At 66.3% G+C, this 24,285-nt stretch carries 28 protein-coding genes and 1 tRNA gene; 17 read left to right on the top strand and 12 right to left on the bottom strand.

Annotation, left to right across the window (positions count from 1 at the left end):
- Positions 1 to 19 precede the first annotated feature (19 nt).
- Positions 20 to 805, bottom strand: a complete 786-nt coding sequence (locus BoBH3_RS07740) for an MBL fold metallo-hydrolase (protein ID WP_262330183.1) — start codon at positions 803 to 805, stop codon at positions 20 to 22.
- Between the two features lie 3 nt (positions 806 to 808).
- Entirely contained in the window at positions 809 to 1,876 is a 1,068-nt protein-coding gene (speB, locus tag BoBH3_RS07735) for an agmatinase (protein ID WP_262330182.1), read from the bottom strand.
- A 149-nt stretch (positions 1,877 to 2,025) separates the two neighbouring features.
- Between speB and BoBH3_RS07730 the strand changes: the two genes are divergently transcribed.
- A complete protein-coding gene (locus BoBH3_RS07730) occupies positions 2,026 to 3,006 on the top strand; it encodes a LysR family transcriptional regulator (RefSeq protein ID WP_262330181.1) in 981 nt (326 codons plus the stop codon).
- Between the two features lie 86 nt (positions 3,007 to 3,092).
- Here BoBH3_RS07730 and BoBH3_RS07725 read toward each other — a convergent pair whose 3' ends face one another.
- The gene (locus BoBH3_RS07725; protein WP_262330180.1) at positions 3,093 to 4,151 is read right to left on the bottom strand and encodes a Gfo/Idh/MocA family protein; all 1,059 of its coding nucleotides are present in this window, start codon (positions 4,149 to 4,151) and stop codon (positions 3,093 to 3,095) included.
- Between the two features lie 468 nt (positions 4,152 to 4,619).
- Positions 4,620 to 4,706: transfer RNA gene (locus BoBH3_RS07720), tRNA-Leu, on the bottom strand.
- Positions 4,707 to 4,947: 241 nt separating this feature from the next.
- Here BoBH3_RS07720 and BoBH3_RS07715 point away from each other — a divergent pair.
- Positions 4,948 to 5,952 (top strand): complex I NDUFA9 subunit family protein, encoded by a 1,005-nt coding sequence (locus BoBH3_RS07715; protein ID WP_262330179.1) that lies wholly within the window; start codon positions 4,948 to 4,950, stop codon positions 5,950 to 5,952.
- A 21-nt stretch (positions 5,953 to 5,973) separates the two neighbouring features.
- On the top strand, positions 5,974 to 6,654 hold the full coding sequence (locus tag BoBH3_RS07710) for an HAD family hydrolase (RefSeq protein ID WP_262330178.1): 681 nt from the start codon (positions 5,974 to 5,976) through the stop codon (positions 6,652 to 6,654).
- A 12-nt stretch (positions 6,655 to 6,666) separates the two neighbouring features.
- Here the strand turns inward: BoBH3_RS07710 and BoBH3_RS07705 are convergent, their stop codons facing one another.
- Complete coding sequence (locus BoBH3_RS07705; RefSeq protein ID WP_262330177.1) at positions 6,667 to 7,662, bottom strand: 2-hydroxyacid dehydrogenase; 996 nt, start codon at positions 7,660 to 7,662, stop codon at positions 6,667 to 6,669.
- 203 nt (positions 7,663 to 7,865) lie between these two features.
- Between BoBH3_RS07705 and BoBH3_RS07700 the strand changes: the two genes are divergently transcribed.
- The gene (locus tag BoBH3_RS07700; protein WP_262330176.1) at positions 7,866 to 8,396 is read left to right on the top strand and encodes an SH3 domain-containing protein; all 531 of its coding nucleotides are present in this window, start codon (positions 7,866 to 7,868) and stop codon (positions 8,394 to 8,396) included.
- Between the two features lie 93 nt (positions 8,397 to 8,489).
- On the opposite strand, the gene irr is transcribed toward BoBH3_RS07700, so the two are convergent.
- Positions 8,490 to 8,954 (bottom strand): Fur family transcriptional regulator Irr, encoded by a 465-nt coding sequence (gene irr / locus BoBH3_RS07695; RefSeq protein WP_262330175.1) that lies wholly within the window; start codon positions 8,952 to 8,954, stop codon positions 8,490 to 8,492.
- A 270-nt stretch (positions 8,955 to 9,224) separates the two neighbouring features.
- On the opposite strand from irr, the gene fabA reads away from it, so the two are divergent.
- The 5 genes from fabA (at position 9,225) to BoBH3_RS07670 (ending at position 12,595) form a co-directional block, all read left to right on the top strand.
- On the top strand, positions 9,225 to 9,737 hold the full coding sequence (gene fabA / locus BoBH3_RS07690) for a 3-hydroxyacyl-[acyl-carrier-protein] dehydratase FabA (protein WP_262330174.1): 513 nt from the start codon (positions 9,225 to 9,227) through the stop codon (positions 9,735 to 9,737).
- 115 nt (positions 9,738 to 9,852) lie between these two features.
- Positions 9,853 to 11,079, top strand: a complete 1,227-nt coding sequence (gene fabB / locus BoBH3_RS07685) for a beta-ketoacyl-ACP synthase I (protein WP_262330173.1) — start codon at positions 9,853 to 9,855, stop codon at positions 11,077 to 11,079.
- Positions 11,080 to 11,086: 7 nt separating this feature from the next.
- Positions 11,087 to 11,359 (top strand): DUF3303 domain-containing protein, encoded by a 273-nt coding sequence (locus BoBH3_RS07680; RefSeq protein WP_262330172.1) that lies wholly within the window; start codon positions 11,087 to 11,089, stop codon positions 11,357 to 11,359.
- Positions 11,360 to 11,461: 102 nt separating this feature from the next.
- Positions 11,462 to 12,295: an enoyl-ACP reductase FabI gene (fabI, locus tag BoBH3_RS07675; RefSeq protein WP_262330171.1), complete on the top strand. Its 834-nt coding sequence runs from the start codon at positions 11,462 to 11,464 to the stop codon at positions 12,293 to 12,295.
- A 54-nt stretch (positions 12,296 to 12,349) separates the two neighbouring features.
- Positions 12,350 to 12,595: a DUF2188 domain-containing protein gene (locus tag BoBH3_RS07670; protein WP_262330170.1), complete on the top strand. Its 246-nt coding sequence runs from the start codon at positions 12,350 to 12,352 to the stop codon at positions 12,593 to 12,595.
- A gap of 24 nt (positions 12,596 to 12,619) precedes the next feature.
- Here BoBH3_RS07670 and BoBH3_RS07665 read toward each other — a convergent pair whose 3' ends face one another.
- A complete protein-coding gene (locus tag BoBH3_RS07665) occupies positions 12,620 to 12,970 on the bottom strand; it encodes a hypothetical protein (protein WP_262330169.1) in 351 nt (116 codons plus the stop codon).
- A 171-nt stretch (positions 12,971 to 13,141) separates the two neighbouring features.
- On the opposite strand from BoBH3_RS07665, the gene BoBH3_RS07660 reads away from it, so the two are divergent.
- Positions 13,142 to 13,426 (top strand): GIY-YIG nuclease family protein, encoded by a 285-nt coding sequence (locus BoBH3_RS07660; RefSeq protein ID WP_262330168.1) that lies wholly within the window; start codon positions 13,142 to 13,144, stop codon positions 13,424 to 13,426.
- An 80-nt stretch (positions 13,427 to 13,506) separates the two neighbouring features.
- Here the strand turns inward: BoBH3_RS07660 and BoBH3_RS07655 are convergent, their stop codons facing one another.
- Positions 13,507 to 14,739: an argininosuccinate synthase gene (locus BoBH3_RS07655; RefSeq protein WP_262330167.1), complete on the bottom strand. Its 1,233-nt coding sequence runs from the start codon at positions 14,737 to 14,739 to the stop codon at positions 13,507 to 13,509.
- 243 nt (positions 14,740 to 14,982) lie between these two features.
- Here BoBH3_RS07655 and BoBH3_RS07650 point away from each other — a divergent pair, with 243 nt between their 5' ends.
- The gene (locus BoBH3_RS07650) at positions 14,983 to 15,591 is read left to right on the top strand and encodes a 2-hydroxychromene-2-carboxylate isomerase (RefSeq protein ID WP_262330166.1); all 609 of its coding nucleotides are present in this window, start codon (positions 14,983 to 14,985) and stop codon (positions 15,589 to 15,591) included.
- 26 nt (positions 15,592 to 15,617) lie between these two features.
- Here BoBH3_RS07650 and BoBH3_RS07645 read toward each other — a convergent pair whose 3' ends face one another.
- The 3 genes from BoBH3_RS07645 to BoBH3_RS07635 all read right to left on the bottom strand — a co-directional run bounded on the left by BoBH3_RS07645 (position 15,618) and on the right by BoBH3_RS07635 (position 17,630).
- Entirely contained in the window at positions 15,618 to 15,881 is a 264-nt protein-coding gene (locus BoBH3_RS07645; protein WP_262330165.1) for a hypothetical protein, read from the bottom strand.
- A gap of 78 nt (positions 15,882 to 15,959) precedes the next feature.
- On the bottom strand, positions 15,960 to 17,039 hold the full coding sequence (locus tag BoBH3_RS07640; RefSeq protein ID WP_262330164.1) for a M48 family metallopeptidase: 1,080 nt from the start codon (positions 17,037 to 17,039) through the stop codon (positions 15,960 to 15,962).
- 33 nt (positions 17,040 to 17,072) lie between these two features.
- The gene (locus tag BoBH3_RS07635) at positions 17,073 to 17,630 is read right to left on the bottom strand and encodes a LemA family protein (RefSeq protein ID WP_262330163.1); all 558 of its coding nucleotides are present in this window, start codon (positions 17,628 to 17,630) and stop codon (positions 17,073 to 17,075) included.
- Positions 17,631 to 18,067: 437 nt separating this feature from the next.
- Between BoBH3_RS07635 and rpsA the strand changes: the two genes are divergently transcribed.
- From rpsA to lhpI, 6 genes are all read left to right on the top strand, one after another.
- Positions 18,068 to 19,774: a 30S ribosomal protein S1 gene (gene rpsA, locus BoBH3_RS07630; RefSeq protein ID WP_262330162.1), complete on the top strand. Its 1,707-nt coding sequence runs from the start codon at positions 18,068 to 18,070 to the stop codon at positions 19,772 to 19,774.
- A gap of 192 nt (positions 19,775 to 19,966) precedes the next feature.
- Positions 19,967 to 21,256 carry an Hsp70 family protein gene (locus tag BoBH3_RS07625; RefSeq protein ID WP_262330161.1) on the top strand — a complete coding sequence of 430 codons (1,290 nt, stop codon included), beginning with the start codon at positions 19,967 to 19,969 and terminating at the stop codon, positions 21,254 to 21,256.
- Positions 21,257 to 21,428: 172 nt separating this feature from the next.
- Positions 21,429 to 22,403: a signal peptide peptidase SppA gene (gene sppA, locus BoBH3_RS07620; RefSeq protein ID WP_262330160.1), complete on the top strand. Its 975-nt coding sequence runs from the start codon at positions 21,429 to 21,431 to the stop codon at positions 22,401 to 22,403.
- Between the two features lie 28 nt (positions 22,404 to 22,431).
- Positions 22,432 to 22,716: an integration host factor subunit beta gene (gene ihfB, locus BoBH3_RS07615; RefSeq protein ID WP_262330460.1), complete on the top strand. Its 285-nt coding sequence runs from the start codon at positions 22,432 to 22,434 to the stop codon at positions 22,714 to 22,716.
- Between the two features lie 73 nt (positions 22,717 to 22,789).
- Positions 22,790 to 23,128, top strand: a complete 339-nt coding sequence (locus tag BoBH3_RS07610) for a LapA family protein (RefSeq protein WP_262330159.1) — start codon at positions 22,790 to 22,792, stop codon at positions 23,126 to 23,128.
- Positions 23,128 to 24,081, top strand: coding sequence for a bifunctional Delta(1)-pyrroline-2-carboxylate/Delta(1)-piperideine-2-carboxylate reductase (lhpI, locus tag BoBH3_RS07605; protein ID WP_262330158.1), 954 nt, complete (start codon positions 23,128 to 23,130; stop codon positions 24,079 to 24,081). Before BoBH3_RS07610 ends, lhpI begins: the two co-directional genes overlap by 1 nt.
- A gap of 13 nt (positions 24,082 to 24,094) precedes the next feature.
- Here lhpI and BoBH3_RS07600 read toward each other — a convergent pair whose 3' ends face one another.
- On the bottom strand, positions 24,095 to 24,268 hold the full coding sequence (locus BoBH3_RS07600) for a DUF3309 family protein (RefSeq protein WP_262330157.1): 174 nt from the start codon (positions 24,266 to 24,268) through the stop codon (positions 24,095 to 24,097).
- Positions 24,269 to 24,285: the final 17 nt, after the last annotated feature.

Genomic DNA, 24,285 nt, shown 5'->3' with positions numbered 1-24,285 from the left:
CGGTCCTGGAGAAGTTGCCTCATCTCCCTCTCCCCGAGCGGGACGCCATGTAACGCTCGATCACCGTGATCATGCGGCTGCGTGTCATCGTATCGTTGTGTCCACCGAACACCTCCGTGACAGGAAGCCGCTTCAGCCGCTCCATCGTCGGCAGATAGGCGGAGATGCTGGCGCCGGGGCCGGTATCGACGATGACGCCGTCATAGAGCGCATCGCCCGTGAACAGGGAGCCCGTCGCTTCCTCCCAGAGTGCGATGCTTCCCGGCGAATGGCCGGGCACATGCAGAACCTCGAGGCGCCGGTCGCCGAGATCGACGACGTCGCCCTCGTCGACGAGGCGCGTCGGCTCGACAGGATCGCGCCCGTAGCCTTCAATGTCGTAGTCGGGATAGGGCACGGCATCGACCATGAACTCGGTCAGCTCGATGCCGGCGCGGCGCAGGCTCTCGATCTGCTCCGGAGCGCGCTTCGGAAAGCGCAGTCCGCGTACGCCGGGCCGGCGCAGTTCGTCGGCTTCGAGCGGATGGACGAAGATGTCGAGATCGGCGAACTCCGGATGGCCGCCGATGTGGTCGGCATGGGCATGCGTCGTGAACACGCTCAACGGCCGAGACGACAGGCTGGCGACGATCGGCCTCAGCGGCGCGACGCCCATACCGGTATCGATCAGGAGGTCTCTCTCGGAGCCGAGGAGCAGGAAGCAGTTCGCACGCACCATCCTGTGGCAGCACGGCTCGGTGATCCGGTAGAGATCGGGCCGCAGCCGGGTGACCGCGAACCAGGAGAGCGCGACGGGCAGCTCCACGGCTCAGCCCTTCGCCGGCACTGCGCCGCGCCGGGCATCCACGGCCAGCGCGAGCAGGGTGAAGATCGTGAACAGCATCTGCGCGCCGGCTTGCGCCGTATTGGTCGTCGCGTCGTATTGCGGGGCCACCTCGACGACGTCGCCGCCGACGAAATCGATTCCACCGAGCCCGCGCAGGAGCATCAGGGCCTGCAGCGTGGTCAGCCCGCCGACTTCGGGGGTGCCGGTCCCCGGCGCGAAGGCCGGATCCAGACTGTCGACGTCGAAGGAGAGATAGGTTGGGCCGTCGCCGACGACCTTGCGGGCCTCGGCGATGACCGCCTCGACGCCCATGCGCCCGAAATCATCGGCATGGATCACGGTCATGCCGGAATCGCGCGAGAACTCCCAGAGATACTCCGCTCCGCCACGGATGCCGATCTGCACGGTGCGGCGCGGATCGAGCACGCCGTCCAGCACGGCCTGCCGGAAGGGGCCGCCATGGTGGAAGCGCGAGCCCTCATAGGGGCCGCTGGTGTCGCAATGCGCGTCGATATGGATCATGCCCACCGGCCGCTTGTCGCCGACGGCGCGGAGGATCGACTGCGAGATCGAATGATCGCCCCCGACCGAGAGAGGCACGACTCCGGCCTTCACGATCGTGCGCACATGCGCCTCGATATCGGCATGGCAGCTTTCGAGATCGAAGCGGCTGCGGAACGGCACGTCGCCGATATCCGCCGCCTTGACCATAGTCGCGGGCGCGATCCCCAGCCCATGCTCGAACGGGCCGATCCGCTCGATCTGGCGCACGGCACGCGGGCCGAGGCGGCAGCCCGCGCGGTTGGTGACACCGAGATCCATCGGCACGCCGAGCACGGCGATGTCGAGCTCCGCAAACCCGTCCGCGGCTGGACCGTTCGGCAGATAGGGCAAGCCCATGAAGGTCGCGACGTCCGAATAAGGCAGCTTTCGCCGGTCGCCCTGGAATTGACTCTCGGCAACGCGGCGAAATGCGGCATCATGGATGTCGCCGCCTCCGGCGGTTCCATATTTCGCGCGCAGCCGCTCCAGTTCGCCCGATGCACTCACGTGAGCCTCTTTCGATCAACTTGCCGGCATGCGCACGGCCCAGTGCGAAGCGTGGCACGCCGATTGCCTGCATTTCCGGCCGATGTTCGCTGCTGGCATTGGCTCTGACGAGTGCCGGCGTGGAAACTGAACTTTCGTGAGGACCTAACTTGAGCACGCCCACCGGAACCACGCCGGTCACCGACTTCGACCTCCGTTTGCTGCGGGTCTTCAAGACAATCGTGGAAGAGGGCGGTCTGAAGGCCGCGCAGGCAGCGCTCGATGTCAGCCTGCCGACGATCAGCAAGCAGCTCTCCGATCTGGAGGCGCGCTTCGGCGCGCGGCTCTGCCAGCGCGGGCCGCGGCAGTTCGAGCTGACGCCACAGGGCGAGATCATCTACAAAGCCGCGGCCGAGCTGTTTTCAGGGATCGAGCAGTTCCAGCGCGAAGCGGATCAGGTCCGAGGCGGGCAACGCGGCGAGCTGCGCATCGGGATCATCGACAACACGATTTCGGATCCGAGCTGCCCCCTGGTCGCGGCCTTGCAGAGCCTGCAGGGCGCGGACCTTCATCTGAGGCTCGCCGTGCTCGACCCCGACAGTCTGCAGCAGCGCGTTCTCGAGGGCCGACTCGATATCGGGCTGGTGCCGCTCTACAGAAAATGGCCCGGGCTGGAGTACCGGACGCTCTACGCCGAGCGGATGTATCTCTATTGCGGCCGCATGCACCCGCTTTTCGAGCGCGATAACGAGCCGGATGAACGCGAACTGGCAAGGTATGCTTTCGTGGAGCACGGCTATGTCGACGGCCGGGAACTCGAGGGTTTTGCCGCACCCGCCAAGACGGGAGCGACCGCCTGGCAGGTCGAGGCCGTGGCGATCCTGCTGATGAGCGGGCGTTTCCTGGGTTACCTGCCGCAGCATTACGCTGCTCCGTTCGAGCGTCAGGGCAAGCTGAGGCGATTGCTCGGCGCGACGAGTGGTTATCAGTCGAGCGTCGCCGCCGTGTTCAAGGCTGGCGCGCAACAGTCGCGTCCGGTCAAGCGCCTGCTCTCGGCCCTGCACGAGGCCTGCTCGGCTGATCACGGCACCACGGCGGAGACAGAGCCTGTTCGCGGGGGCGTCGCCACTGGCGGCGCGCCGTCGCTCTGACGGGTGCGCCTTTGTCGTGTGATGCACACCCAGGTTATCGGGGCTGGATCGCTGACCTATCCCCGCGATTCAATCCGCTCTCGGCTTCAGCGAATGATGGTCGCGTTCTCCGCTCGGAGGGGACCATAGTCCACGCACTGAGTCCTGCCTCCGGCCCGGGCGGAGCCGACAATGGCGTCCAGCACCGCGACATTGCATGCGCCCTCCGTGCCGCTCACGGCGGGAGCCCCGGTGCCGCGGATGGCATGGGCGAACCGTTCAAGCTGAAGCGCCAAGGTGTCGATGAAGGGTATGGGGCGGTTCTCTATCTCGCCTGACCGATGAACGATGGTGAAACTCGGTCGATCCGTCTTGCTGTCAGGCCTGATCCCGACCACCGATACCGTCGCTTCTGAGCCGTGAACGACAAAGCGGTTGGTGTAGGGCGCGCTGTAGAGGCAGACCAAGCTGGCCGAGAGACCATTCGAAAAGGCCAGGCGCGCCGTCGAGACATCGTCCATCGGCACCGGCGTGCCCCGGTGCGCGAAATGAGCCGCCACCTCGCTGATCGGCCCGAACAGATGGTGAAGCCAATCGATGACGTGCACGCCTAGCACCGTCATTGCGCCGCCGGGGCACTCTTCGGGTGACGTCCGCCAATGGCCCGGCGAAAACGCCATTGCTTCCGCCGTCGAAAAATTGGCCTCAACATGAAGCAGGCGACCCAGCGTACCGCTCTCGACGAGCCGCTTCAGCATGTCGACCTGAGCCAGCAGCCTGCGATTGTGGCCTACAGCCAGAACGATCGAGCCGGATCGGGCGGCCTCGACAGCTCTCAACGCCTCGACCAAGGTCGTGCTGAGCGGCTTTTCGACGAGGACATGCTTGCCGGCGCCCGCCGCGGCGACGATCTGATCGACGTGCATCGAGTGCGGCGTGGCCAGAACAATCGCTTCGACCGCCTTATCAGACAGAACCTCGGCGAAATCATGTGTCACGGCGCAACCAAACCGCCTGCCAAAGCGCGCCCGTTCCTCATTATCGAGCCCACATCCGAGCACGACCTCGAGGTGTCCATCGGTACGGTTGGCGGCCTCGGCCAGCTCGGAGCCCCACCAGCCCGTGCCAACGAAAGCCGCACGGACAGACTTTGAAATATCGACCACTGAAATACCCGAAGTATGTTGAGCAGGTCAGCTCGCGAGGTCGCTCGCCGAGCCACGACAGGAATTTCGATCACGTTGTGCAATGTGGCCCGCGCCAAACGAGCCGAGGCGGCTCGTTGCCAGCACCCGTGGCCAGGCACAGCGTGATCAGCCTGCCTATAATCAGACGTCGCCACAGTCGGCAATGGGCCATCCGGGCTCCTTCATCGAGGAGGCGGCGAAGCACGGATCACGGTAGTGTCCGAGAATGAAAACGCCGGAACCCAGTGTCGGGCCCCCCGGGGATTGAGCAGGTGAAGCCATCCCGGGCCCTGAAACCGGCACCCTCGCGTTCAGGTATTATAATCCCGACTTGGTAGCGTAGGGATGAGGCATCTGAAGGGGCATGATGTGAAACCGCAGAGTGAAAGCGGATACCACCTAACCCGTTATCGATGCTTAGCTCTTTCTCCTGCTGAGGAAAAAGAGTGGTGCCCAGGAGAGGACTCGAACCTCCACGCCCTTGCGAGCGCCAGCACCTGAAGCTGGTGCGTCTACCAATTCCGCCACCTGGGCAACGGCGGCTCGTTTACGGGGGCGCAGAGGTCCTGTCAACGGGCTGGCCCGAGAAATGTGTCGACACCTCCGCAGCCTGTGGAAGCGGCGCCCGCAGCTCGCGTCGCGGCGCAGGGATACCGGTCCGTGAATGCGGCGCAGCGCGATGCGCCAACCCGTCAAGCCGCCTGCGCGCAAAAGGGATTTCCACTTTCGCCGAACATGATCTAGGAGGGCAGAAGGATTCTAAGGAGCCTTCGCGATGGCTACTCGTGCCCCGGCCCAGCAACTCGTCACGGTATTCGGTGGCTCCGGCTTCGTCGGCCGCCATGTCGTGCGCGCGCTCGTCAAGCGCGGCTATCGGGTCCGTGTCGCCGTGCGCCGTCCCGACCTCGCCGGCTTCCTGCAGCCGCTCGGCATCGTCGGGCAGATCCACGCCGTGCAGGCCAATCTGCGCTATCCGGCCTCGGTCGCAGCGGCGGTCAAGGGCGCCGATGCGGTCGTTAATCTCGTCGGCATCATGCAGCAGGGCGGACGGCAGAGCTTCTCGTCCGTTCAGGCCAATGGCGCGCGCGCCGTGGCCCAGGCCTGCGCCGCAGCCGGGATCGAGCGTCTCGTGCATGTCTCGGCGCTCGGCGCCGATGCCGGGTCGCGCTCGGGCTATGCCCGCAGCAAGGCGGAAGGCGAGGCTGCCGTGCTCGCCTCGGTGCCCGGCGCGGTGCTGCTGCGGCCTTCCGTGATGTTCGGCCCCGAGGACAGCTTCTTCAACCGCTTCGCCTCCATGGCGCGGATGCTGCCCGTGCTGCCGCTGGTCGGCGATGGCGCGACGAAGTTCCAGCCGGCCTTCGTCGGCGATGTCGCCGAGGCGGTGGCGCGCGCGGTCGACGGCTCGGTTCCGGGCGGCCGCACTTATGAGCTCGGCGGCCCCGAGGTGCTCAGCCTGCGCAAGATCGTCGAGGACATCTGCAAGGTCACCGGGCGCAAGCCGCTGCTCGTGCCCATGCCCTTCGCATTGGCCAAGATCGTCGGGCGCGTGCTCGAGGTCGTCGACACGCTGACACTCGGCCTGATCCCGGATGAACTCGTGATCACGAGCGACCAGGCGATCCTGCTCCAGAGCGACAATGTCGTCTCCGCGCAGGCGACGTCGGAAGGGCGCGATTTCGCCGGGCTCGGCATCGCGCCGACCTCGGTCGAGGCGGTGGTGTCGTCCTATCTCTGGCGCTTCCGCAAGACCGGACAGTTCGATACGGCCCGCGCGAACTGAACCTCGGGCGGGAGCCCGCCGATGTCGTTCGATCTCGTCATCTACGATTGCGACGGCACGCTTCTCGACACCGAGACGCTCTATGGCGAGGTCAGCCTGCTGCTCTGCCAGGGTCTCGGTCTGACGCAGTGGACGCTCGCTGACTATCACGCGAATCTCGTAGGCATCCCGCTTTCCGACGGCCTCAAGGTGATCGAGGCCGCGCTCGGCCGCCCGCTTCCGCCGGATCTCGAGGACCGCATCGAGGACGGTGTCGCGGCCCGGCTCGAAAGCGAGGCCCGCGCCCTGCCGGGCGTGCATGAGGCATTGTCCGAACTCGCCGGGCGGCGCTGCGTCGCCTCCTCGACCAGCCTTGCGCCCCTGCGGCGCAATCTCGGCCTGGCCGGGCTTCTCGATCTGTTCGATCCGCATGTCTTTTCGGCTTCGCAGGTCGCGCGGGGCAAGCCGGCCCCGGACGTCTTCCTCTTCGCGGCCACGCAGATGGGCGCCGCGCCGGAAAATTGCCTTGTGCTGGAGGATTCGGTTCCGGGCGTGCAGGCCGCCCGCGCGGCCGGCATGCAGGTGGCGGGCTTCACCGGCACGGCCCATGACAAGGCCACGACACGCGAACGTCTGCTGGCGGCCGGCGCCGCAACGGTGATCGAGGGCTATCCCGAATGGCCGGGCGAAGCGGCGCGGCTCTGGGGGCTGCGCGCCCTCTGACGCCGGATAGGCTCAGAGCATGCTGGGCAGCACGCGGTCCGGCGGCTTGTGGCCGTCCATGAAGGTCCGGATGTTGACGATGACCTTCTCGCCCATGTCGGCGCGGCCCTCATGGGTGGCCGAGCCCATATGCGGCAACACCACGACCTTGTGCTGGCGGGCGAGCTTGAGCAGCCGCGGATTGACGGCAGGCTCGCTCTCGAACACGTCGAGGCCGGCGCCGGCGAGCTCGCCGGCCTCCAGCATGCGGGCCAGCGCCGTCTCGTCGACGATCTCGCCACGCGCCGTGTTCACCAGGATCGCGTCCGGCTTCATCAGCTTGAGCCGGCGCGCCGAGAGCAGGTGATAGGTCGCCGGCGTATGCGGGCAATTGACCGAGACGACGTCCATGCGGGCCAGCATCTGATCGAGCGAATCCCAATAGGTCGCGTCGAGCTGCTCCTCGATGCGCGGATCGATCCGGCGGCGGTTGTGGTAGTGGATCGAGAGGCCGAAGGCGGCGGCGCGCTTCGCCAGCGCCTGGCCGATCCGCCCCATCCCGACGATGCCGAGGCGCTTGCCGGTGATGCGCCGGCCGAGCATCCAGGTCGGCGACCAGCCGGCCCAGTCATCGTCGGGGATGACGCGCGCGCCTTCCGCGATCCGACGCGCCACGGCAAGGATCAGCGCCATCGTCATGTCGGCCGTGTCGTTGGTCAGCACGCCCGGCGTGTTGGTGACGGTGATGCCGCGCTGCACGGCGCTGGCGACGTCGATATTGTCGACGCCATTGCCGAAATTCGCGATCAGGCGCAGCTGGTCGCCGGCCTGGGCGATCACGGCGGCGTCGATCTTGTCGGTGATTGTCGGCACCAGCACGTCTGCGGTCTTGACCGCCTCGACGAGCGCGGCCTGCGACATTGGCGTGTCGTCGACATTGAGGCGCGCGTCGAACAGCTCGCGCATGCGGGTTTCGACCACGGCGGGCAGCTTGCGCGTCACCACCACCAAAGGCTTTTTCTTCGACATGGCGGCCACCTCCCGTCGTTCGGCGGCGACCATCCTCAATTCCTCAACCCACCATTAACTCTGGTGGCTCAGGAATGAGGCGGCTGCGCCGGGCACCATCGTTGTCTAGGCGGCGCGGCGGCGGAAGACAACTTGACCCTTCGCCGGGGGGCGGGTGGATTCGCAAGTGGACTTTGCAAGTGGGTTTTGAAGGAGTGCGGCGGATGAAGGCCTGGTCGATGCGCGAGCTTGCTCTGGCAGCTGTTTTCGCCGTCGGCGGCCCCATAGTCGCCTCGGCGCAGGACATGCAGGCCGGCTCCGTCACCGGGCTGCCCGTGCCGCGCTACGTCAGCCTGAAGACGGACCGTGTGAATCTGCGCGAGGGACCTTCCAAGGAGCATCGCACCCGCTGGGTCTATCAGCGCGCCGGGCTGCCGGTGGAGGTCACGGCCGAGTTCGAGACCTGGCGGCGCGTGCGCGATGCGGATGGCGCGGAAGGCTGGGTGCTGCACAGCCTGCTCTCCGGGCGGCGCACCGCCCTGATCGCACCCTGGTCGAAGAACAAGGAAGAGAACTTCCCGATGCGCAGCGCGGCCGGGGAGGACGGGGCCGTGGTGGCGAAGCTGCAGCCGGGCGTGATCGCCAATGTCGGGTCTTGCGCCAATACCTGGTGCCGCGTCAGCGTCGGCAGCATCAACGGCTATATCCGCCAGGAGCGCCTTTGGGGCGTCTATCCGAACGAGAAGGTCGACTGAGCCGGTCGGCAGCGACCGCCCACCGTCATCCTGAGGAGCGCTTCGCAGAAGCGCGTCTCGCAGGATGGAGGCCGTGCTTGTTCGAGAGTGGCTTCAGCTTGCGATCTTGCGCAGCCGCACCACGACATCGACCCGCGCGATCTCGTAGCCCTCGGGCGGGGTCGGCAGGGTCGTGACGCCGATCTCCTGCGCTGGGATGTCGATCACCCGGCTCTCGCCGTCGACGACGAAGTGATGATGATCATGGTCGGCGGTGTCGAAATAGGCCTTCGCGCCGTCAAGCGTCAGCTCGCGCAGCAGGCCGGCCTCCGTGAACTGGCGTAGCGTGTTGTAGATCGTCGCCAGCGAGACCGGAATGCGCTCCTTCATCGCCTCTTCGTACAGCATCTCGGCGCTGACATGGCGCTGGCCCTTGGCGAAGAGCACCCAGCCGAGCGAAACCCGCTGGCGGGTCGGGCGCAGGCCCACGCGCCGCAGTTTCTGCCGGACGTCGTTGAAGGGGCAGCCCTGCCGCACGGCCGATCCGTAGCCCTGATCCGGGGATGTCAGATCGTTCATGCTGTCTCTCGTGCCTTCCTCAAGCTTGCCCGACGCTCCACCTGTTGCGTCGAATTCCACATTGGAAATGTAGGACTTCGAGTGCTGCGTCGCAAGCGCGCGGGCCGGCCGTAACGTCGCGGGCCGGCTCACACGAGGGTTTCGCGCGGCCTTTTCAGGCGCCGCGCCTGGGGGAAGCGCGCCTGCGCCCTTTCGTTTCCGGCTCCCGGCGTGTAAGGCACGGCAAGATACGCGGGCCGAATCCAGCCCGCGCAGAGGAGCGGAACGGGAATGCAGCGTCAGTCGTCATTCAGCTACGAGGAGATCCTCGCCTGTGGCCGCGGGGAGCTGTTCGGGCCGGGCAATGCGCAGCTGCCGCTGCCGCCGATGCTGATGTTCGACCGGATCACCCAGATTGCGGACGAGGGCGGTGAGCACGGCAAGGGCCTCGTTCGCGCCGAGTTCGACATCAAGCCGGATCTCTGGTTCTTCGACTGCCACTTCAAGGGCGACCCCGTGATGCCGGGCTGCCTCGGCCTCGATGCGCTCTGGCAGCTCACCGGCTTCTTCCTGGGCTGGCTCGGCCTGCCGGGCCGCGGCCGGGCGCTCGGCGTCGGCGAGGTCAAGTTCGCCGACCAGGTTCTGCCTTCGGTCAAGCGCGTCGTCTACGGCGTCGATTTCAAGCGCGTCTTCAAGTCGAAGCTCGTTCTCGGCATCGCCGATGGCTGGCTCGAGGCGGATGGCAAGCGAATCTACACGGTCTCCGACATGCGTGTCGGCCTGTTCAAGCCCGAAGCGGCCTGAGGAAAAACACGCCGCGGCCTTGCGTGCGGGTGCCGCGCGGTCCATTTGCGCGGTATAAATCCGAAGAGCGGCGGGGCCTGCCCCGTCGAGCGCGGACAGCTGGAGAGAAGCGAGCATGAGACGCGTCGTCGTCACCGGGATGGGCATCGTCTCGTCCATCGGCAACAACACGCAGGAGGTCCTGGCGTCGCTGCATGAGGCGAAATCGGGCATTTCCTTCGTCCCGGACTTCGCCGAGCACGGCTTCCGCAGCCGCGTCGCCGGCGTGCCGACCCTCGATGCCGCCAGCGTCGTCGACCGTCGCGCCATGCGCTTCCACGGCGGCGGCTCGGCCTGGAACCATGTCGCCATGGATCAGGCCATCCTCGATTCGGGGCTCGAGCCTGGCGAGGTCAGCAACGAGCGGACAGGCATCGTCATGGGCTCCGGCGGCCCCTCCACCCGCGCGCTGATCGACGCCTATGACAAGGCGCGCGAGAGCGGCTCCTCCAAGAAGGTCGGCCCCTTCGCCGTGCCCAAGGGCATGTCGTCGACGGCCTCGGCCACGCTCGCGACCTGGTTCAAGATCAAGGGCGTCAACTATTCGATCTCCTCGGCCTGCGCGACCTCCAACCACTGCATCGGCAACGCCTATGAGCTGATCCAGTGGGGCAAGCAGGACGTGGTCTTCGCCGGCGGCTGCGAGGAGCTGGACTGGACGCTTTCCGTCCTCTTCGACGCCATGGGCGCGATGTCGACGGACTTCAACGAGACCCCGGCCCGCGCCTCGCGCGCCTATGACGTCAAGCGCGACGGCTTCGTCATCGCCGGCGGCGCCGGCGTCCTCGTGCTCGAGGAGCTGGAGCATGCCAAGGCCCGCGGCGCCAAGATCTATGGCGAGATCGTCGGCTATGGCGCGACCTCGGACGGCTACGACATGGTCGCTCCGTCGGGCGAGGGCGCGGTGCGCTGCATGCGCATGGCGCTGCAGGGCGTGAAGTCCAAGGTCGACTACATCAACCCGCACGGCACTTCGACCCCGGTCGGCGACGCCAAGGAGATCGAGGCGATCCGCGAGGTCTTCGGGGCCGGTGACAAAAGCCCGCCGATCTCCGCCACCAAGTCGCTGACCGGCCATTCTCTCGGTGCGACCGGTGTGCAGGAGGCGATCTACTCGCTGCTGATGCTCAACAACGACTTCATCTGCGAGAGCGCCCATATCGAAGAGCTCGACCCCGCCTTTGCCGACATGCCGATCGTGCGCAAGCGCATCGACAATGCGGGCCTCGGCACCGTGCTCTCCAACTCCTTCGGCTTCGGCGGCACCAACGCGACCATCGTGATGAAGCGCCTGGAGGCGTGAGCCGGCCATGCTCTTCATGGTGATCGAGCATTTCGACCAGGCCCGCGTGAAGGACGTCTACGCCCGCTTCCAGGAACGCGGGCGGATGGCGCCGGAAGGCGTGCGCTATGTCGAAAGCTGGATCACGGCCGATCTCGGGCGCTGCTTCCAGGTGATGGAATGCGACGACATCGCGCTGCTGCAGGAATGGGTCCTGCAGTGGAGCGATCTGGCCCGCTTCGAGATCGTGCCCGTGGCGCCGTCGAAGGCGACGGCCGCAGCCGTGACGAAATACCTCTGAGCCCCGCTGCCTTGCGCGGTTCGGGCTTGACCATATCGAATTGACCCGCGTTTTCCTCCATCCGCCTTCGGTAAAGACCCCGAAGCCGCTTCCGAGTTTGCCATGCTCCCCCTGATGCATAAGAAGCGCGGCCTCGTCATGGGCGTCGCCAACCAGAACTCCATCGCCTGGGGCATCGCCCGCACGTTGCATGCGCACGGCGCCGAGATCGCCTTCACCTATCAGGGCGATGCGCTCGGCAAGCGCGTCCGGCCGCTGGCCGAGAGTATCGGGTCCAGCCTCGTCATTCCCTGCGACGTCGAGGATATCGCCTCGGTCGATGCGACCTTCGCGGCGCTCGATGAGGCCTGGGGCGGCGATCCGGAGAGAAACACGCTGGACTTCATCGTTCATGCCATCGGCTTCTCCGACAAGAACGAGCTCAAGGGCCTCTATGCCGACACCAGCCGCGAGAACTTCTCGCGCACCATGGTGATCTCCTGCTTCTCCTTCACGGAAATCGCCAGGCGCGCCGCCGAGCGCATGCCGAAGGGCGGCAGCATGATCACGCTGACCTATGGCGGCTCGACCCGGCTCATGCCGAACTACAACGTCATGGGCGTCGCCAAGGCGGCGCTGGAGGCGAGCGTGCGCTATCTCGCCGGCGACTACGGCCCGCGCGGCATCCGCGTGAATGCGCTCTCGCCCGGCCCGGTCAGGACGCTGGCCGGCGCCGGCATCTCGGATGCGCGCGCCATGCTCTCCTGGCAGCGGGCCAATTCGCCGCTGCGCAAGTCGGTTTCGCTTGAGGAAATCGGCGGCTCGGCGCTCTATTATCTCTCCGATCTGTCGGGCGGCGTCACGGGCGACGTCCATCATGTCGACGCCGGCTACCACATCACTTCGATGCCGGCGCTGGAGGGCCTGCGGGCCGCCGACAGCGGCAACGGGGAATAGGCGGAACCCGAAAGCCAGTCCGCCGTTCCCCCTTCATCGAAAGGAGGGCGCGCGATGGTCATGGTCAAGTACGAGGTCGTCGAACACGATGGCGGCTGGGCCTACAAGGTCGGCGACGCGCTGTCGGAGACCTTCAGGTCGCATGATGCCGCGCTGAAGGCGGCCACCAGGGCAGCAGCCCGCCAGACCATCGCAGGCAGCACCGACGGCATCGTCTATCAGGACAAGGACGGTCAGTGGCACGAGGAACTGGCCGACGGCCATGACCGCCCCTCGACGCAGGTGATCGACGGAGCTTGAGGCTGCGAGCGGACTCTGCCGTAGCTACCGCACCGTGAAGAAGGTCAGCAGCACCTTGCTCTTCTCGCCGAGCAGGCAGAGGAAGCGACGGGGCTTGTCCGAGCGGTCGGTTCGCAGATAGGCCTCGCCCATCACGATGCGCGTCACCGGGATGTCTTCGATCTTGGTTTCCGACACGGCGACCGTCGCGCCGTCCTCGTCGATGTAGATGTCCTTGATCTCCGGCTCCTTCGCGTGGAGCGTCTGAAGCGCGGCCGCCTTGCATGTCGCGATCTCCGGCGTCGCCGGCTTCTCGCTCTTCGGTGGGACCTGCTGCGCGAAAGCGGGCGCGCAGAGTGCTGCGACGATCAGGGCAGGGGGGACGAAGCGAAGCATGCGCGGGGCACTCACATTGACCGGTGAGTGCTGAACGCGCGAGCAGGCCCGCGGTTCATGAAGGCTCATCAAGGGTGTCTTCCCGTGCGCGCTGCGGCGCGAAGTGCCGCTGCGCAGACACGGGACCGCCAACCGGATAGGGTACTGTCTCGCCCTCTCCCCGAGATCTGCATGACCGCTCGCATCTATGCCGTCTATATCCTCGCGACGCGCAAGGACGGTCCGCTCTATATCGGCATTACCAATGACATCGAGCGCCGGATCGCCGAGCATAAAAGCCACGCGATCAAGGGACACGCAGCCAAGTACAACATCGACCAACTTGTCTATGTCGAGACGTTCGACGAGCCAAACCAGGCGATCGAGCGCGAGAAGGTTCTCAAGAAATGGCGCCGCGCGTGGAAAGTCGCGTTGATAGAAAAGGAAAACCCGGCGTGGTCTGACCTCGCCGGGTGATCGGAGCCTTTGTCGTCAGGCGATCCCGTGTCTGCGCAGCGGCACTGCATGCCGCAGCGCGCACGGGATGACGGCGGGCGTCAGAGCCCCAGCTTCTTCTTCCTCTGCCCGAGCGTGCGCAGGCGCAGCGCGTTGAGCTTGATGAAGCCGGCCGCGTCGCGGTGGTCGTAGGCGACCGCACCTTCCTCGAAGGTGACGAGGTCCTGGTCGTAGAGCGAGTAGTCGCTGGACCGGCCGATGACATGGACGCCGCCCTTGTAGAGCTTGAGGCGGACATCGCCGGTCACGAATTCCTGGCTCTTGTCGATCAGCGCCTGCAGCATCTCGCGCTCCGGCGAGAACCAGAAGCCGTTATAGATCAGCTCGGCGTATTGCGGCATGATCTGGTCCTTGAGATGGGCCGCGCCGCGGTCGAGCGTGATCGACTCGATGGCGCGATGCGCCGCATGCAGGATCGTGCCGCCGGGCGTCTCGTACATGCCGCGGCTCTTCATGCCGACGAAGCGGTTCTCGACGAGGTCGAGCCGGCCGATACCGTTGTCGCGGCCGAGATCGTTGAGCTTCGCGAGCAGCGTGGCCGGCGAGAGCTTCACGCCGTCGATCGCGACCGCGTCGCCCTTCTCGAAGGACACCGTGACGATGGTCGGGGTATCAGGCGCGTCCTCCGGCGAGATCGTACGGGAATAGACGTAGTCCGGAACTTCGACCGCCGGGTCCTCCAGCACGCGCCCTTCCGACGAGGCGTGCAGCAGGTTGGCGTCGACGGAGAAAGGCGCCTCGCCGCGCTTGTTCTTGGCGATCGGGATCTGGTGCTGCTCGGCGAAGGCGATGAGCTGCTCGCGCGAGCGCAGGTCCCACTCGCGCCAGGGCGCGATCACATGGACGTCGGGCTTCAGCGCATAGGCGGTGAGCTCGAAGCGGACCTGGTCGTTGCCCTTGCCGGTCGCGCCGTGGGAGACGGCGTCGGCGCCGGTCTTCTCGGCGATCTCGATCAGCTTCTGGGCGATCAGCGGACGCGCGATCGAGGTGCCGAGCAGATAGACGCCCTCATAGGCGGCATTGGCGCGGAACATCGGGAAGACGTAGTCCCGCACGAATTCCTCGCGCAGATCCTCGATGAAGATGTTCTCGGGCTTGATGCCGAGCAGCAGCGCCTTGTCGCGCGCCGGGCCCAGTTCCTCGCCCTGCCCGAGATCGGCGGTGAAGGTCACGACCTCGCATCGATAGGTGGTCTGCAGCCATTTGAGGATGATCGAGGTGTCGAGTCCGCCTGAATAGGCAAGGACGACCTTCTTCACGCTGGTGTCGGCCATCTTGATCAATTTCCTGCTGGTGACTGCGGGCCGCGTTTCGGACGCAATGGCGCACTATCGCAGGCATTGGAGCGAAGCAATCGGAACCTTCTGATCGATCCTGCGTCATCATGTGATGGATCAGGCTGGATCGGCGTCGCTCCTTTCGGTCTGGCGCGGTTCAGCCGCGCCTGGCGTCGGGCTCCGGAGGGTGGATAGCCTGAAGGCGCGCGACCTGTAAGATGGTACCCGCCTGGAGGTTGAATGCCGAATCGTCCCGTTCTGGACTTCTGGTATGAGCTTGCGTCCCCCTATGCCTGCCTGACTGCGCTGAGGATCGAGAAACTGGCCGAAGAGGCCGGGGTTGCGCTGCGCTGGCGGCCCTTCCTGCTCGGCCCGATCTTCGCGGCTCAGGGCTGGAACACCTCGCCTTTCGAGCTTTACCCCAGCAAGGGCCGCTATATGTGGCGGGATACGGCGCGCCGGGCCCGCAAGCAGGGCTTCGGCTTCGTCCGGCCGGCTGAATTTCCCCAGAATTCATTGACCGCGACACGGCTCGCACTGGCCGGACGCGACGAGGGCTGGACGCCCGCCTTTTCCAAGGCGTTGTTCCAGGCCCAGTTCGGCGAGGGGCGCAACATTGCCGAGGAGGCTGTTCTGAGCGCGGCGCTGAAGCAGGCGGGGCGCGATCCGGGAGCCACGCTGCCGCTCGCGCGCAACGAGGACGTCCGAGCCCGTCTCAAGGCCGAGATCGAATACGCCAAGTCGATCGGCATCTTCGGCGCGCCCTTCTTCATCACCGAGGACGGCGAGCCGTTCTGGGGCGACGACCGGCTCGAGGAAGCGCTCGAATGGGCGCGCGAAGGGCGCTGAGCGTCCGCTTCTCGCAAGCGGGGGCTTCAGCTTCGATTGCTGGTCTTCCAGCAGCTCTGGCTGGCCACCGATTTCCAGACGCCGTTGGCCTTGCACCCGCTGAGCGGGACGGAGCAGAGCCGCGCGACGCAGGCGCTGGGATTGTTGCCCTTCTGGCAGTTCCGCTCGCAGGAGGCATTGATCTGCGAGCATGAATTCTGCGAGGCCCGGCACCCTTCCTGTGCGCCGGCGGGGCCGTAGCCCGCCATCGACGCGGAAAGGCCGAGCGCGATCAGGATCACCGCTTTCATAGCCGGTCTCCGCTCTTACCTTAGGTAAGATAAGGCGGAGGCGCCGCGGTCGTCCACGCTCTGCACGATGCAGATTGGCTACCCCGCTGGAGGCCTCTGCCAGGGGCCTCGCCCCGCTCCGATCTCGTGATGCACCGATGCCTCGACCATTGACGGCAGGTCGGGACGCTCGGCGATCTTGGGCGGGTGCGGCGGCATGGCTGGCGCGCGGCCGCCGGCCGTCTCGACCAGGGCCTGGACGCGCTTGGTGACGGAAGGATGGGTCGAGAACAGGTCTGCGAAATCGTCCGGGTCGTTCTCGAAGCACATATCCATCACGCCGGAGGGCACGCCGTCGATATCGGCCCGCCCCGAGATTTTGAGCAGCGCCGAGATCATCGCGTCCGGATTCTTGGTCAGCTCCACCGCCCCGGCATCGGCGAGATATTCCCGCGAGCGCGACAGCGAGAGCCGGATCAGGACCGCCAGCAGCCAGGAAACCACGATCACCGCGATGCCGATAACGACGGCGATCGCGTTGCCTCTCTTGGAGTCGTCGGATTGAAAGCGGATGCGGCTGCGGCCGAAGCCGCGGAACACCAGCTCTCCGATGAAGGAGATCACGCCGGCGATCACCACCGCGACGACCATCAGTTTCACATCGCCGTTGCGGATATGGGTCAGCTCATGGGCGAGCACGGCCTCGACTTCGGCGTCGTTGAGCTGAGCGAGCAGCCCGCTCGTCACCGTCACGGTGAACTGCTTGTCGTTGACGCCGCTGGCGAAGGCATTGAGCGCCTCGCTCTCCATGATGGCGAGCTTCGGCATCGTCAGGCCGCGGGAGATGCAGAGGTTCTCCAGCATCCGGTAGAGCTTGGGGTTGTCCTCCCGCGCGATGCCCTTCGCACCGGTAACGGCGCCGATCAGCGCGACGTTCACGCGAAAGCCGATGAAAATCCACAGCATCGTCGCCGCGGTGATGAGCGGGAACCAGGAGCGGAAGATGCGGCTGGCCTCGCCGAAGGCAGTGCGCCCCTGCGGAACGCCGCCATAGCCGAAGGCGACCAGCAGCAGTCCCCAGGCCGTGAGATAGACGAGCAGGAAGAGCCCGGCGATCAGGAAGTTCGACCTGATCCGGTTGTTGCGCTGATGGGTGTAGAGACCGAAGGCCTCGGCCATCGCCGCCGCTCCGCTTGTCCGGCTCCGGGCGCCTTAGAACTTCACGCTGGGCGCGACTTCGATCTGCGCGCGCGTCTGCTCGCCGACATCGAAGAACTCGCGCTGGGTGAAGCCCATCTGCGGCGCGAAGAGCACGGCGGGGAAGGCCTGGATGGCAGCGTTGAACTCGCTCACCGCATTGTTGAAGAAGCGCCGCGCCGCCGCGAGCTTGTCCTCGACATTGCCGAGATCGACCTGGAGCTGCTGGAAATTGGCGCTCGCCTTCAGGTCGGGATAGGCCTCGCCGAGCGCGAGCAGCCGGCCGACCGCGCCGGAGAGCTGCTGCTCGGCGGCCGCCTTGTCGTGGACGCCGGTGGCGCCCTGCGCGGCGTTGCGCGCCGCGACGACCGCGTCGAGCGTCGATTTCTCGTGGGTCGCGTAGCCCTTCACCGTCTCGACGAGGTTCGGGATCAGGTCGTGGCGCTGCTTGAGCTGGACGTCGATATCCGCGAAGGCCTGGTTGACGCGCTGCCGCATCGCGACGAGCCCGTTATAGGTCATGATCAGATAGACGCCGACGGCGACGATAAGGCCCAGTACGACCCAGCCCATAGGATGCCCCTCCCTGGAGCCCGCGCCGGTCAGCCTGCCTGGCAAGCCGATCGGATCACGCGTTCTCTATCCATAATTGCGCGCCACACTGCCACGGCGGTCGACCTTGGGGAAGCGGTCGGCGGCGGGCGTCATGGGAATGAAGGAGCCGCCTGCGATCTTGCTTCCGGGCCGGGCTTGCAGTACATCGCCCGTGTCCGAAGGGCCGTGATCGATCATGCGCCGGGGGCGGTCCTTAAGGCCGGCTCCCGTTTCGTGCTTGCAAGCGAGCCCCTGGGATACGGATCGAACCGGCGGCCATGGCGCCCCGGCCTGACGCTTGAAGGCCGGCAGTCCTCCGAGAGGAGGCGCCGACGGCAGCGATCCGGACCGCAGCACCAGCCAAGGCGCCCATGCCGGACATCCGCGGGATACGCGGCCGGCCTCCAGGAGTTCATATGTCAGCTGTTGAAAGCTATAGCGCGGGCCGCGAGGATTTCGCCGCTCTGCTCGAAGAGTCCTTCTCGCGCAACGAGGCGCTCGAAGGCACCGTCATCAAGGGCAAGGTCGTTGCCATTGAGAAGGACATGGCGATCATCGACGTCGGTCTGAAGACCGAAGGTCGCGTCGCGCTCAAGGAATTCACCGGCCCCGGCCGGGAGCAGGAAATCAACGTCGGCGATGAGGTCGAGGTCTATCTCGACCGGATCGAGAACGCGCTCGGTGAAGCCGTCATCTCGCGCGACAAGGCTCGCCGCGAAGAGAGCTGGGTCAAGCTCGAGAAGGCCTTCGAGGCTCGCGAGAAGGTCACCGGCATGATCTTCAACACCGTCAAGGGCGGCTACACCGTCGATCTCGACGGCGCCGTCGCCTTCCTGCCGCGTTCGCAGGTCGACATCCGCCCGATCCGCGACGTCGGCCCGCTGATGGGCCAGCCGCAGCCCTTCGAGATCCTCAAGATGGATCGCCGCCGCGGCAACATCGTCGTGTCGCGCCGCACCGTCCTCGAGGAGACCCGCGCCGAGGCTCGTTCCGAGCTCGTCGCCTCGCTCGAAGAGGGTCAGGTCATCGACGGCGTCGTCAAGAACATCACCGAATACGGTGCGTTCGTTGACCTCGGCGGCATCGACGGCCTGCTGCACGTCACCGACATGGCCTGGCGCCGCGTCAACCACCCGTCCGAGGTCGTCACCATCGGCCAGACGGTCAAGGTCAAGATCATCAAGATCAACCAGGACACGCACCGCATCTCGCTCGGCATCAAGCAGCTGCTGGCCGATCCGTGGGATGGCATCGCCGAGCGTTACCCGGTCGGCACCCGTCTCAAGGGCCGCGTGACCAACATCACGGACTACGGCGCGTTCGTCGAGGTGGAGCCGGGCATCGAAGGCCTGATCCACGTCTCCGAGATGTCCTGGACCAAGAAGAACGTCCACCCCGGCAAGATCGTCTCGACCTCGCAGGAAGTCGACGTCGCGATCCTCGAGGTCGATCCCGTCAAGCGCCGCATCTCGCTCGGCCTCAAGCAGACCCTGCGCAACCCGTGGGAGCTCTTCGCGGAGCAGCACCCGTCGGGTTCGACGGTCGAGGGCGAGGTCAAGAACAAGACCGAATTCGGCCTGTTCCTGGGTCTCGAGGGCGATATCGACGGCATGATCCACCTCTCGGATCTCGACTGGAACCGTCCGGGCGAGCAGGTCATCGAGGAATACAAGAAGGGCGATGTGCTGCAGGCCATCGTTCTCGATGTGGACGTCGAGAAGGAGCGTATCTCGCTCGGCCTGAAGCAGCTCGGCGGCGATCCCTTCGTGGATGCCGGCGAGTTCAAGAAGGGCCAGATCGTCACCTGTGAGGTGGTCGAGGTGAAGGAGTCGGGTCTCGACGTGAAGATCGCCGACACCGACATGATGACCTTCATCAAGCGGGCCGAGCTGGCGCGTGACCGTTCCGAGCAGCGCCCCGAGCGCTTCGCGGCCGGCGAGCGCATTGACGCCCGCGTCGTGCTCTTCGACAAGAAGGCCCGCAAGATCCAGGTCTCGGTTAAGGCCCTGGAAATGGCCGAGGAGAAGGAGGCGATGGCGCAGTACGGCTCCGCCGACTCCGGCGCCTCGCTCGGCGACATCCTGGGCGCCGCCCTCAAGAAGGCGACGACCGACAAGAAGTGAGGCTTCGGCTGCTTCGGCAGCCGGCCTTCGAGTTCAGCCCGCGCGGAGAAATCCGCGCGGGCTTTTGTTTCGGCTCAGCCCGTCATTCTCGGGCGGAGCGAAGCGCAGACCCGGGAATCTCGTGACCAGACCCCGCTGGTTTCCGAGATGGTCGGGTCAAGCCCGACCATGACGATATTCAGGAGACGCGATATGACCCCCGCCGCCATCGGCATCGACTTCGGCACCACCAACAGCGTCGTCGCGCTCGCTGGTGCGGACGGCTCGGTCATCACGCGTTCCTTCGCCACGAAACAGGGTGCCGTCGATGCCTATCGCTCGGCGCTGATGTTCTGGCGCGAGGGCAGGCCGCCCGAATCCCGCATCGCCCATGTCAGCGGGCCGGATGCGCTGGACATGGCCCTCGGCATGACCGCGGAGCATCGCTTCCTGCAGTCGCTCAAGACCCACCTCTCCAGCCGCGCCTTCCAGGAAACGCGCCTGTTCGGCAAACTCTTCAAGCTGGAGGACCTGATCGCCGTCTTCCTGAACGATCTCGCGGAGGGGCTCGCCGGCCGCGACGCCCTGCCGCTCGTCTCCGGCCGCCCCGTCGTCTTTGCGGGCGAGCGTCCCGACGAGGAGCTGGCGCTCGGCCGGCTTGGCGCCTCCTACGCGGCCGCCGGGATGAGCCAGGTCGATTTCGCCTATGAGCCGCTCGGCGCCGCCTACTGGTATGCCCGCGACCTGAAGCGGGCCCAGACCATGCTGGTCGCCGACTTCGGCGGCGGCACCAGCGACTTTTCCGTGATGCGCTTCGAGCCCGGCACGCGCGGGCAGCTGGAGGCGATTCCGCTCTCCCACGCCGGCGTGGGCGTCGCTGGCGACACCTTCGACTACCGCATCATCGAGCACGCGGTCTCGCCGGCGCTCGGCAAGGGCACGGAATACCGCTCCTTCGACAAGCTGCTACCGGTCCCCGCCCACTACCACGCGGCCTTCGCGCAATGGCACAAGCTCTCGCTGATGAAGAGCCGCGAAACCATGGCCGAGCTCAACGCCCTGATCCGCGAGGCTGTCGAGCCCGGCAAGCTCGAGGACCTGCTGACCGTGATCGAATACGATCTCGGCTACGAGCTCTACCGTGCGGTCTCCGCCACCAAGGTCGCGCTCTCCGACAGCGAGGCGACGGTGCTGCGCTTCGATCAGATGGGCGTGAACATCGAGACGCCGATCCGCCGCACCGATTTCGAGGGCTGGATTGCGGAGGATGTCGGTGCCATCGAGGCCGCGCTCGACCGCGCCCTGGCCGAGGCCGGGCTGGCCTCCGAGAAGATCGAGGCGGTCTTCATGACCGGCGGCACGTCCTACGTCCCGGCCGTGCGCGCGCTCTTCGATCGCCGTTTCGGCGCCGGCAAGGTGCATATCGGCGATGCCTTCCGCTCGGTCGCCAGCGGCCTCGCCCTGCTCGCTCTTGACCGGGCTCAGGCCGCCGCCGCGGCCTGACGTCGCGCTGGAGCATCGGACCGAAAAGTGGAATCCGCTTTTCGGAGGAATCCGATGCCAAGTCAGGAATGGATAGCCGCTTCGCGCCCGGCAGGAGGCGCGGCGATCTAGTGCCTTGCCGGGCTGGCATGGCGGGTCTACATCACGGACCCGCAGCCGACAGGAGTACCCGATGTCGTCCGATGCCGATCTGCTTGCAGACCGTCGCAGTCTCAGACGCAAGCTGACCCTCTGGCGGGGGCTTGCGGTGCTCGGCGTGGTGGCCGCGGCGATCATCGGCGGCTTCGCCTGGCGTGGCGGCTCCACAGCCGCCTTGCAGGGCGCCCACATCGCGCGCATCACCATCTCCGGCTTCATCTCAGGGGATCGTCGCACGCTCGACCTGATCAAGTCGGTCGAGGACAGCAGCTCGGTCTCCGCCGTGGTCGTCCGGGTCGACAGCCCCGGCGGCACCACCTCCGGTTCCGAAGCCTTGCATACGGCGTTGCGCGGACTTGCCGCGAAGAAGCCGATGGTCACCGTCGTCGACGGCGTCGCCGCCTCGGGCGGCTACATCGCCGCCATGGGGGCGGACCGCATCGTCGCGCGCCAGACCTCGCTCGTCGGCTCGATCGGCGTGCTCTTCCAATTTCCCAACGTCTCGCATCTGCTCGACACCGTCGGCGTCAAGGTCGAGGCGATCAAGTCGAGCCCGCTCAAGGCCGCCCCCAGCGGCTTCGAGCCGACTTCGCCGGAAGCCCGTGAGGCGCTCCAGCGCGTCGTCGACGACAATTATGCCTGGTTCAAGCAGATGGTGCGGGACCGCCGTCATCTCGCCGATGCCGAGCTTGCCACCGTCTCGGACGGCCGCGTCCATTCCGGCCGGCAGGCGCTCGGCCTCAAGCTCGTCGACCAGATCGGCGGAGAGCCGGACGCCATCGCCTGGCTGGAGCGCGAGAAGGGCGTTTCCCGCAACCTGCGCGTGCGCGACTGGCGCCGGCGCAGCGAAACCTCCTCCTTCGGACTGTGGAGCGCCGGCGAGGCGCTGGCCCGTGCCGCAGGCTGGGAAGGGCTGGCTGCAACCATAGCGCGCGCAGCCGATCAGCCGATCGGCTTGCGTCTTGACGCGCCCTTGGCGCTCTGGCAGCCTGCCGCAACCGAAAAATGATGTTGATACAAATGGTTATATTCCGGCGATGATTAAGTCCGAACTCGTTCAGCGGATTGCTGACCAGAACACCCACCTTTATCAGCGCGACATCGAAAACATTGTCTCGGCCATATTGGACGAGATCGTGAAGGCGCTGGAGCGGGGCGACCGGGTGGAACTGCGCGGCTTCGGCGCATTTTCGCGCAAGGCCCGCTCGGCCCGTATCGGCCGCAACCCCCGCACCGGCGATGCCGTCGAGGTGGAGGAGAAATTCGTCCCCGTCTTCAAGACGGGCAAGGAACTCAGGCTGCGGCTCAACGGCAAGTCCTGAAACGGGCAAGTCCTGAAGCAGGCAAGTCCTGAACCAAGGCTGGCGCTCCTGTCGCGCCGGCACGGAGAGAGCGATGAAGGCCTTTCTCAAGGCGTTGGTTTTGATCCCGATCGCGCTGGTGATCGTGCTGTTCGCGGTCGCCAATCGGGCGCCTGTGCGCGTCTCGCTCGACCCCTTCAGCCGCGACCTGCCGATGCTGTCCTATGAGCTGCCGCTCTTCCTGGTCGTACTCGCTGCGATCTTCGTCGGCGTGCTGATCGGCGGGCTCGCTTCCTGGATCGCCCAGGGCAAGCACAGGAAGGCGGCGCGCCGCGGCCGTCGAGAGGTCGAGGCGCTGCGCTCCGAAACGCAGGCGCTGCGCTCCGCCGTGCCCGATTCAGCCCTGCCGGCCCTGACCAGCGGAAGAAATTGATGCGCCTTTTCGAGGATGCCGAGCTCGACTCGGCCCTGAGCTACCCCTCTCTCATCGACATTCTGGACGAGGCCTTCCGCAGCGAGGTCATCGCCCCCAAGCGCAGCCAGTATGATCTCCAGCGCCCGGGCGAGGACGGTGCGATCCTGCTGACGATGCCGGCCTGGAGCGGGCCGGGCGTCGCCAAGCCCTATATCGGCACGAAGATCCTCTCGGTGTTCTTCGGCAACGGCAAGCGCAACCTGCCGGGCGTGATGGGCGCCTATCTGCTCATGGACGGAGAGACCGGCCGGCCATTGGCAGTGATGGACGGCAATCGCCTCACGCTCTGGCGCACCGCGGCGGCCTCCGCGCTCGCCTCGCGCTACATGTCGAATCCGGAATCCAGCCGCATGCTGATGGTCGGGGCCGGCGCGCTCGCGCCCTTCATCGTGAAGGCGCATCGCTCGGTCCGCCCCATCACCGACATCGCGGTCTGGGCACGGCGTCCCGAGGCGGCAGAGGCGGTCGTCGCGGCGCTGGCGCTGGACGGCATCGAGGCTCGCGCCACGATCGACCTCGAGGGCGAGGCCCGCACGGCTGACATCATCTCCTGCGCGACCAACGCGACCGAACCGCTGATCCACGGCCATTGGCTGAAGCGCGAGGCGCATCTCGATCTGATCGGTGGCTTCACCATGCAGATGCGGGAGGCCGATGCGGACGCGCTCCATCGCTCTCGCGTAGTCGTCGACTCGGTCAAGGCCATCGAGGAGGGCGGCGACGTCGCGGTCGCCATCGCTGAGGGCAGCTACAGCGCCGACAAGGTCGCCGGCACGCTCGCAGACCTCTGCCAGGGCAGGATCGCCGGCTCCGTCGAGGGCGGCGGCATTACGCTGTTCAAGTCGGTCGGCGTCGCGCTTGAGGATCTGGCGGCCGCCATCGCGGTGTGGGAGCACCGCGACGGCGCCTGAAGGATAGGCTGACTTACGTCACGACGGGCGCCCCGCCGATCGCGCCGAGCAGCCATAGGATCAACACGACGACCACGACGAGGCCGACGACGCCGCCGAGGCCGGCGCCGCCATAGCTCCTGTGGCCGTAATATCCGCCGCCGCCGAGCAGCAGCAGAAGCAGCAGAACGATCAGCACTGTGGACATGAGAATCTCCCGTCGGT

The sequence above is a fragment of the Allobosea sp. BH3 genome, assembly GCF_025499465.1.
Classification (GTDB): Bacteria; Pseudomonadota; Alphaproteobacteria; order Rhizobiales; family Beijerinckiaceae; genus Allobosea.
Note: the sequence above shows the minus strand (reverse complement) of the source record. Positions and strands in the feature narration are given on the sequence as shown.

Bases quoted from the DNA above. Each gene is read 5' to 3' on its own strand.
- BoBH3_RS07715 (WP_262330179.1), top strand. From the start codon at position 4,948: ATGGCTACTCGTGCCCCGGCCCAGCAACTCGTCACGGTATTCGGTGGC.
- BoBH3_RS07710 (WP_262330178.1), top strand. From the start codon at position 5,974: ATGTCGTTCGATCTCGTCATCTACGATTGCGACGGCACGCTTCTCGAC.
- BoBH3_RS07705 (WP_262330177.1), bottom strand. From the start codon at position 7,662: ATGTCGAAGAAAAAGCCTTTGGTGGTGGTGACGCGCAAGCTGCCCGCC.
- BoBH3_RS07700 (WP_262330176.1), top strand. From the start codon at position 7,866: ATGAAGGCCTGGTCGATGCGCGAGCTTGCTCTGGCAGCTGTTTTCGCC.
- irr (WP_262330175.1), bottom strand. From the start codon at position 8,954: ATGAACGATCTGACATCCCCGGATCAGGGCTACGGATCGGCCGTGCGG.
- fabA (WP_262330174.1), top strand. From the start codon at position 9,225: ATGCAGCGTCAGTCGTCATTCAGCTACGAGGAGATCCTCGCCTGTGGC.
- fabB (WP_262330173.1), top strand. From the start codon at position 9,853: ATGAGACGCGTCGTCGTCACCGGGATGGGCATCGTCTCGTCCATCGGC.
- BoBH3_RS07680 (WP_262330172.1), top strand. From the start codon at position 11,087: ATGCTCTTCATGGTGATCGAGCATTTCGACCAGGCCCGCGTGAAGGAC.
- fabI (WP_262330171.1), top strand. From the start codon at position 11,462: ATGCTCCCCCTGATGCATAAGAAGCGCGGCCTCGTCATGGGCGTCGCC.
- BoBH3_RS07670 (WP_262330170.1), top strand. From the start codon at position 12,350: ATGGTCATGGTCAAGTACGAGGTCGTCGAACACGATGGCGGCTGGGCC.
- BoBH3_RS07665 (WP_262330169.1), bottom strand. From the start codon at position 12,970: ATGCTTCGCTTCGTCCCCCCTGCCCTGATCGTCGCAGCACTCTGCGCG.
- BoBH3_RS07660 (WP_262330168.1), top strand. From the start codon at position 13,142: ATGACCGCTCGCATCTATGCCGTCTATATCCTCGCGACGCGCAAGGAC.
- BoBH3_RS07655 (WP_262330167.1), bottom strand. From the start codon at position 14,739: ATGGCCGACACCAGCGTGAAGAAGGTCGTCCTTGCCTATTCAGGCGGA.
- BoBH3_RS07650 (WP_262330166.1), top strand. From the start codon at position 14,983: ATGCCGAATCGTCCCGTTCTGGACTTCTGGTATGAGCTTGCGTCCCCC.
- BoBH3_RS07645 (WP_262330165.1), bottom strand. From the start codon at position 15,881: ATGAAAGCGGTGATCCTGATCGCGCTCGGCCTTTCCGCGTCGATGGCG.
- BoBH3_RS07640 (WP_262330164.1), bottom strand. From the start codon at position 17,039: ATGGCCGAGGCCTTCGGTCTCTACACCCATCAGCGCAACAACCGGATC.
- BoBH3_RS07635 (WP_262330163.1), bottom strand. From the start codon at position 17,630: ATGGGCTGGGTCGTACTGGGCCTTATCGTCGCCGTCGGCGTCTATCTG.
- rpsA (WP_262330162.1), top strand. From the start codon at position 18,068: ATGTCAGCTGTTGAAAGCTATAGCGCGGGCCGCGAGGATTTCGCCGCT.
- BoBH3_RS07625 (WP_262330161.1), top strand. From the start codon at position 19,967: ATGACCCCCGCCGCCATCGGCATCGACTTCGGCACCACCAACAGCGTC.
- sppA (WP_262330160.1), top strand. From the start codon at position 21,429: ATGTCGTCCGATGCCGATCTGCTTGCAGACCGTCGCAGTCTCAGACGC.
- ihfB (WP_262330460.1), top strand. From the start codon at position 22,432: ATGATTAAGTCCGAACTCGTTCAGCGGATTGCTGACCAGAACACCCAC.
- BoBH3_RS07610 (WP_262330159.1), top strand. From the start codon at position 22,790: ATGAAGGCCTTTCTCAAGGCGTTGGTTTTGATCCCGATCGCGCTGGTG.
- lhpI (WP_262330158.1), top strand. From the start codon at position 23,128: ATGCGCCTTTTCGAGGATGCCGAGCTCGACTCGGCCCTGAGCTACCCC.
- BoBH3_RS07600 (WP_262330157.1), bottom strand. From the start codon at position 24,268: ATGTCCACAGTGCTGATCGTTCTGCTGCTTCTGCTGCTGCTCGGCGGC.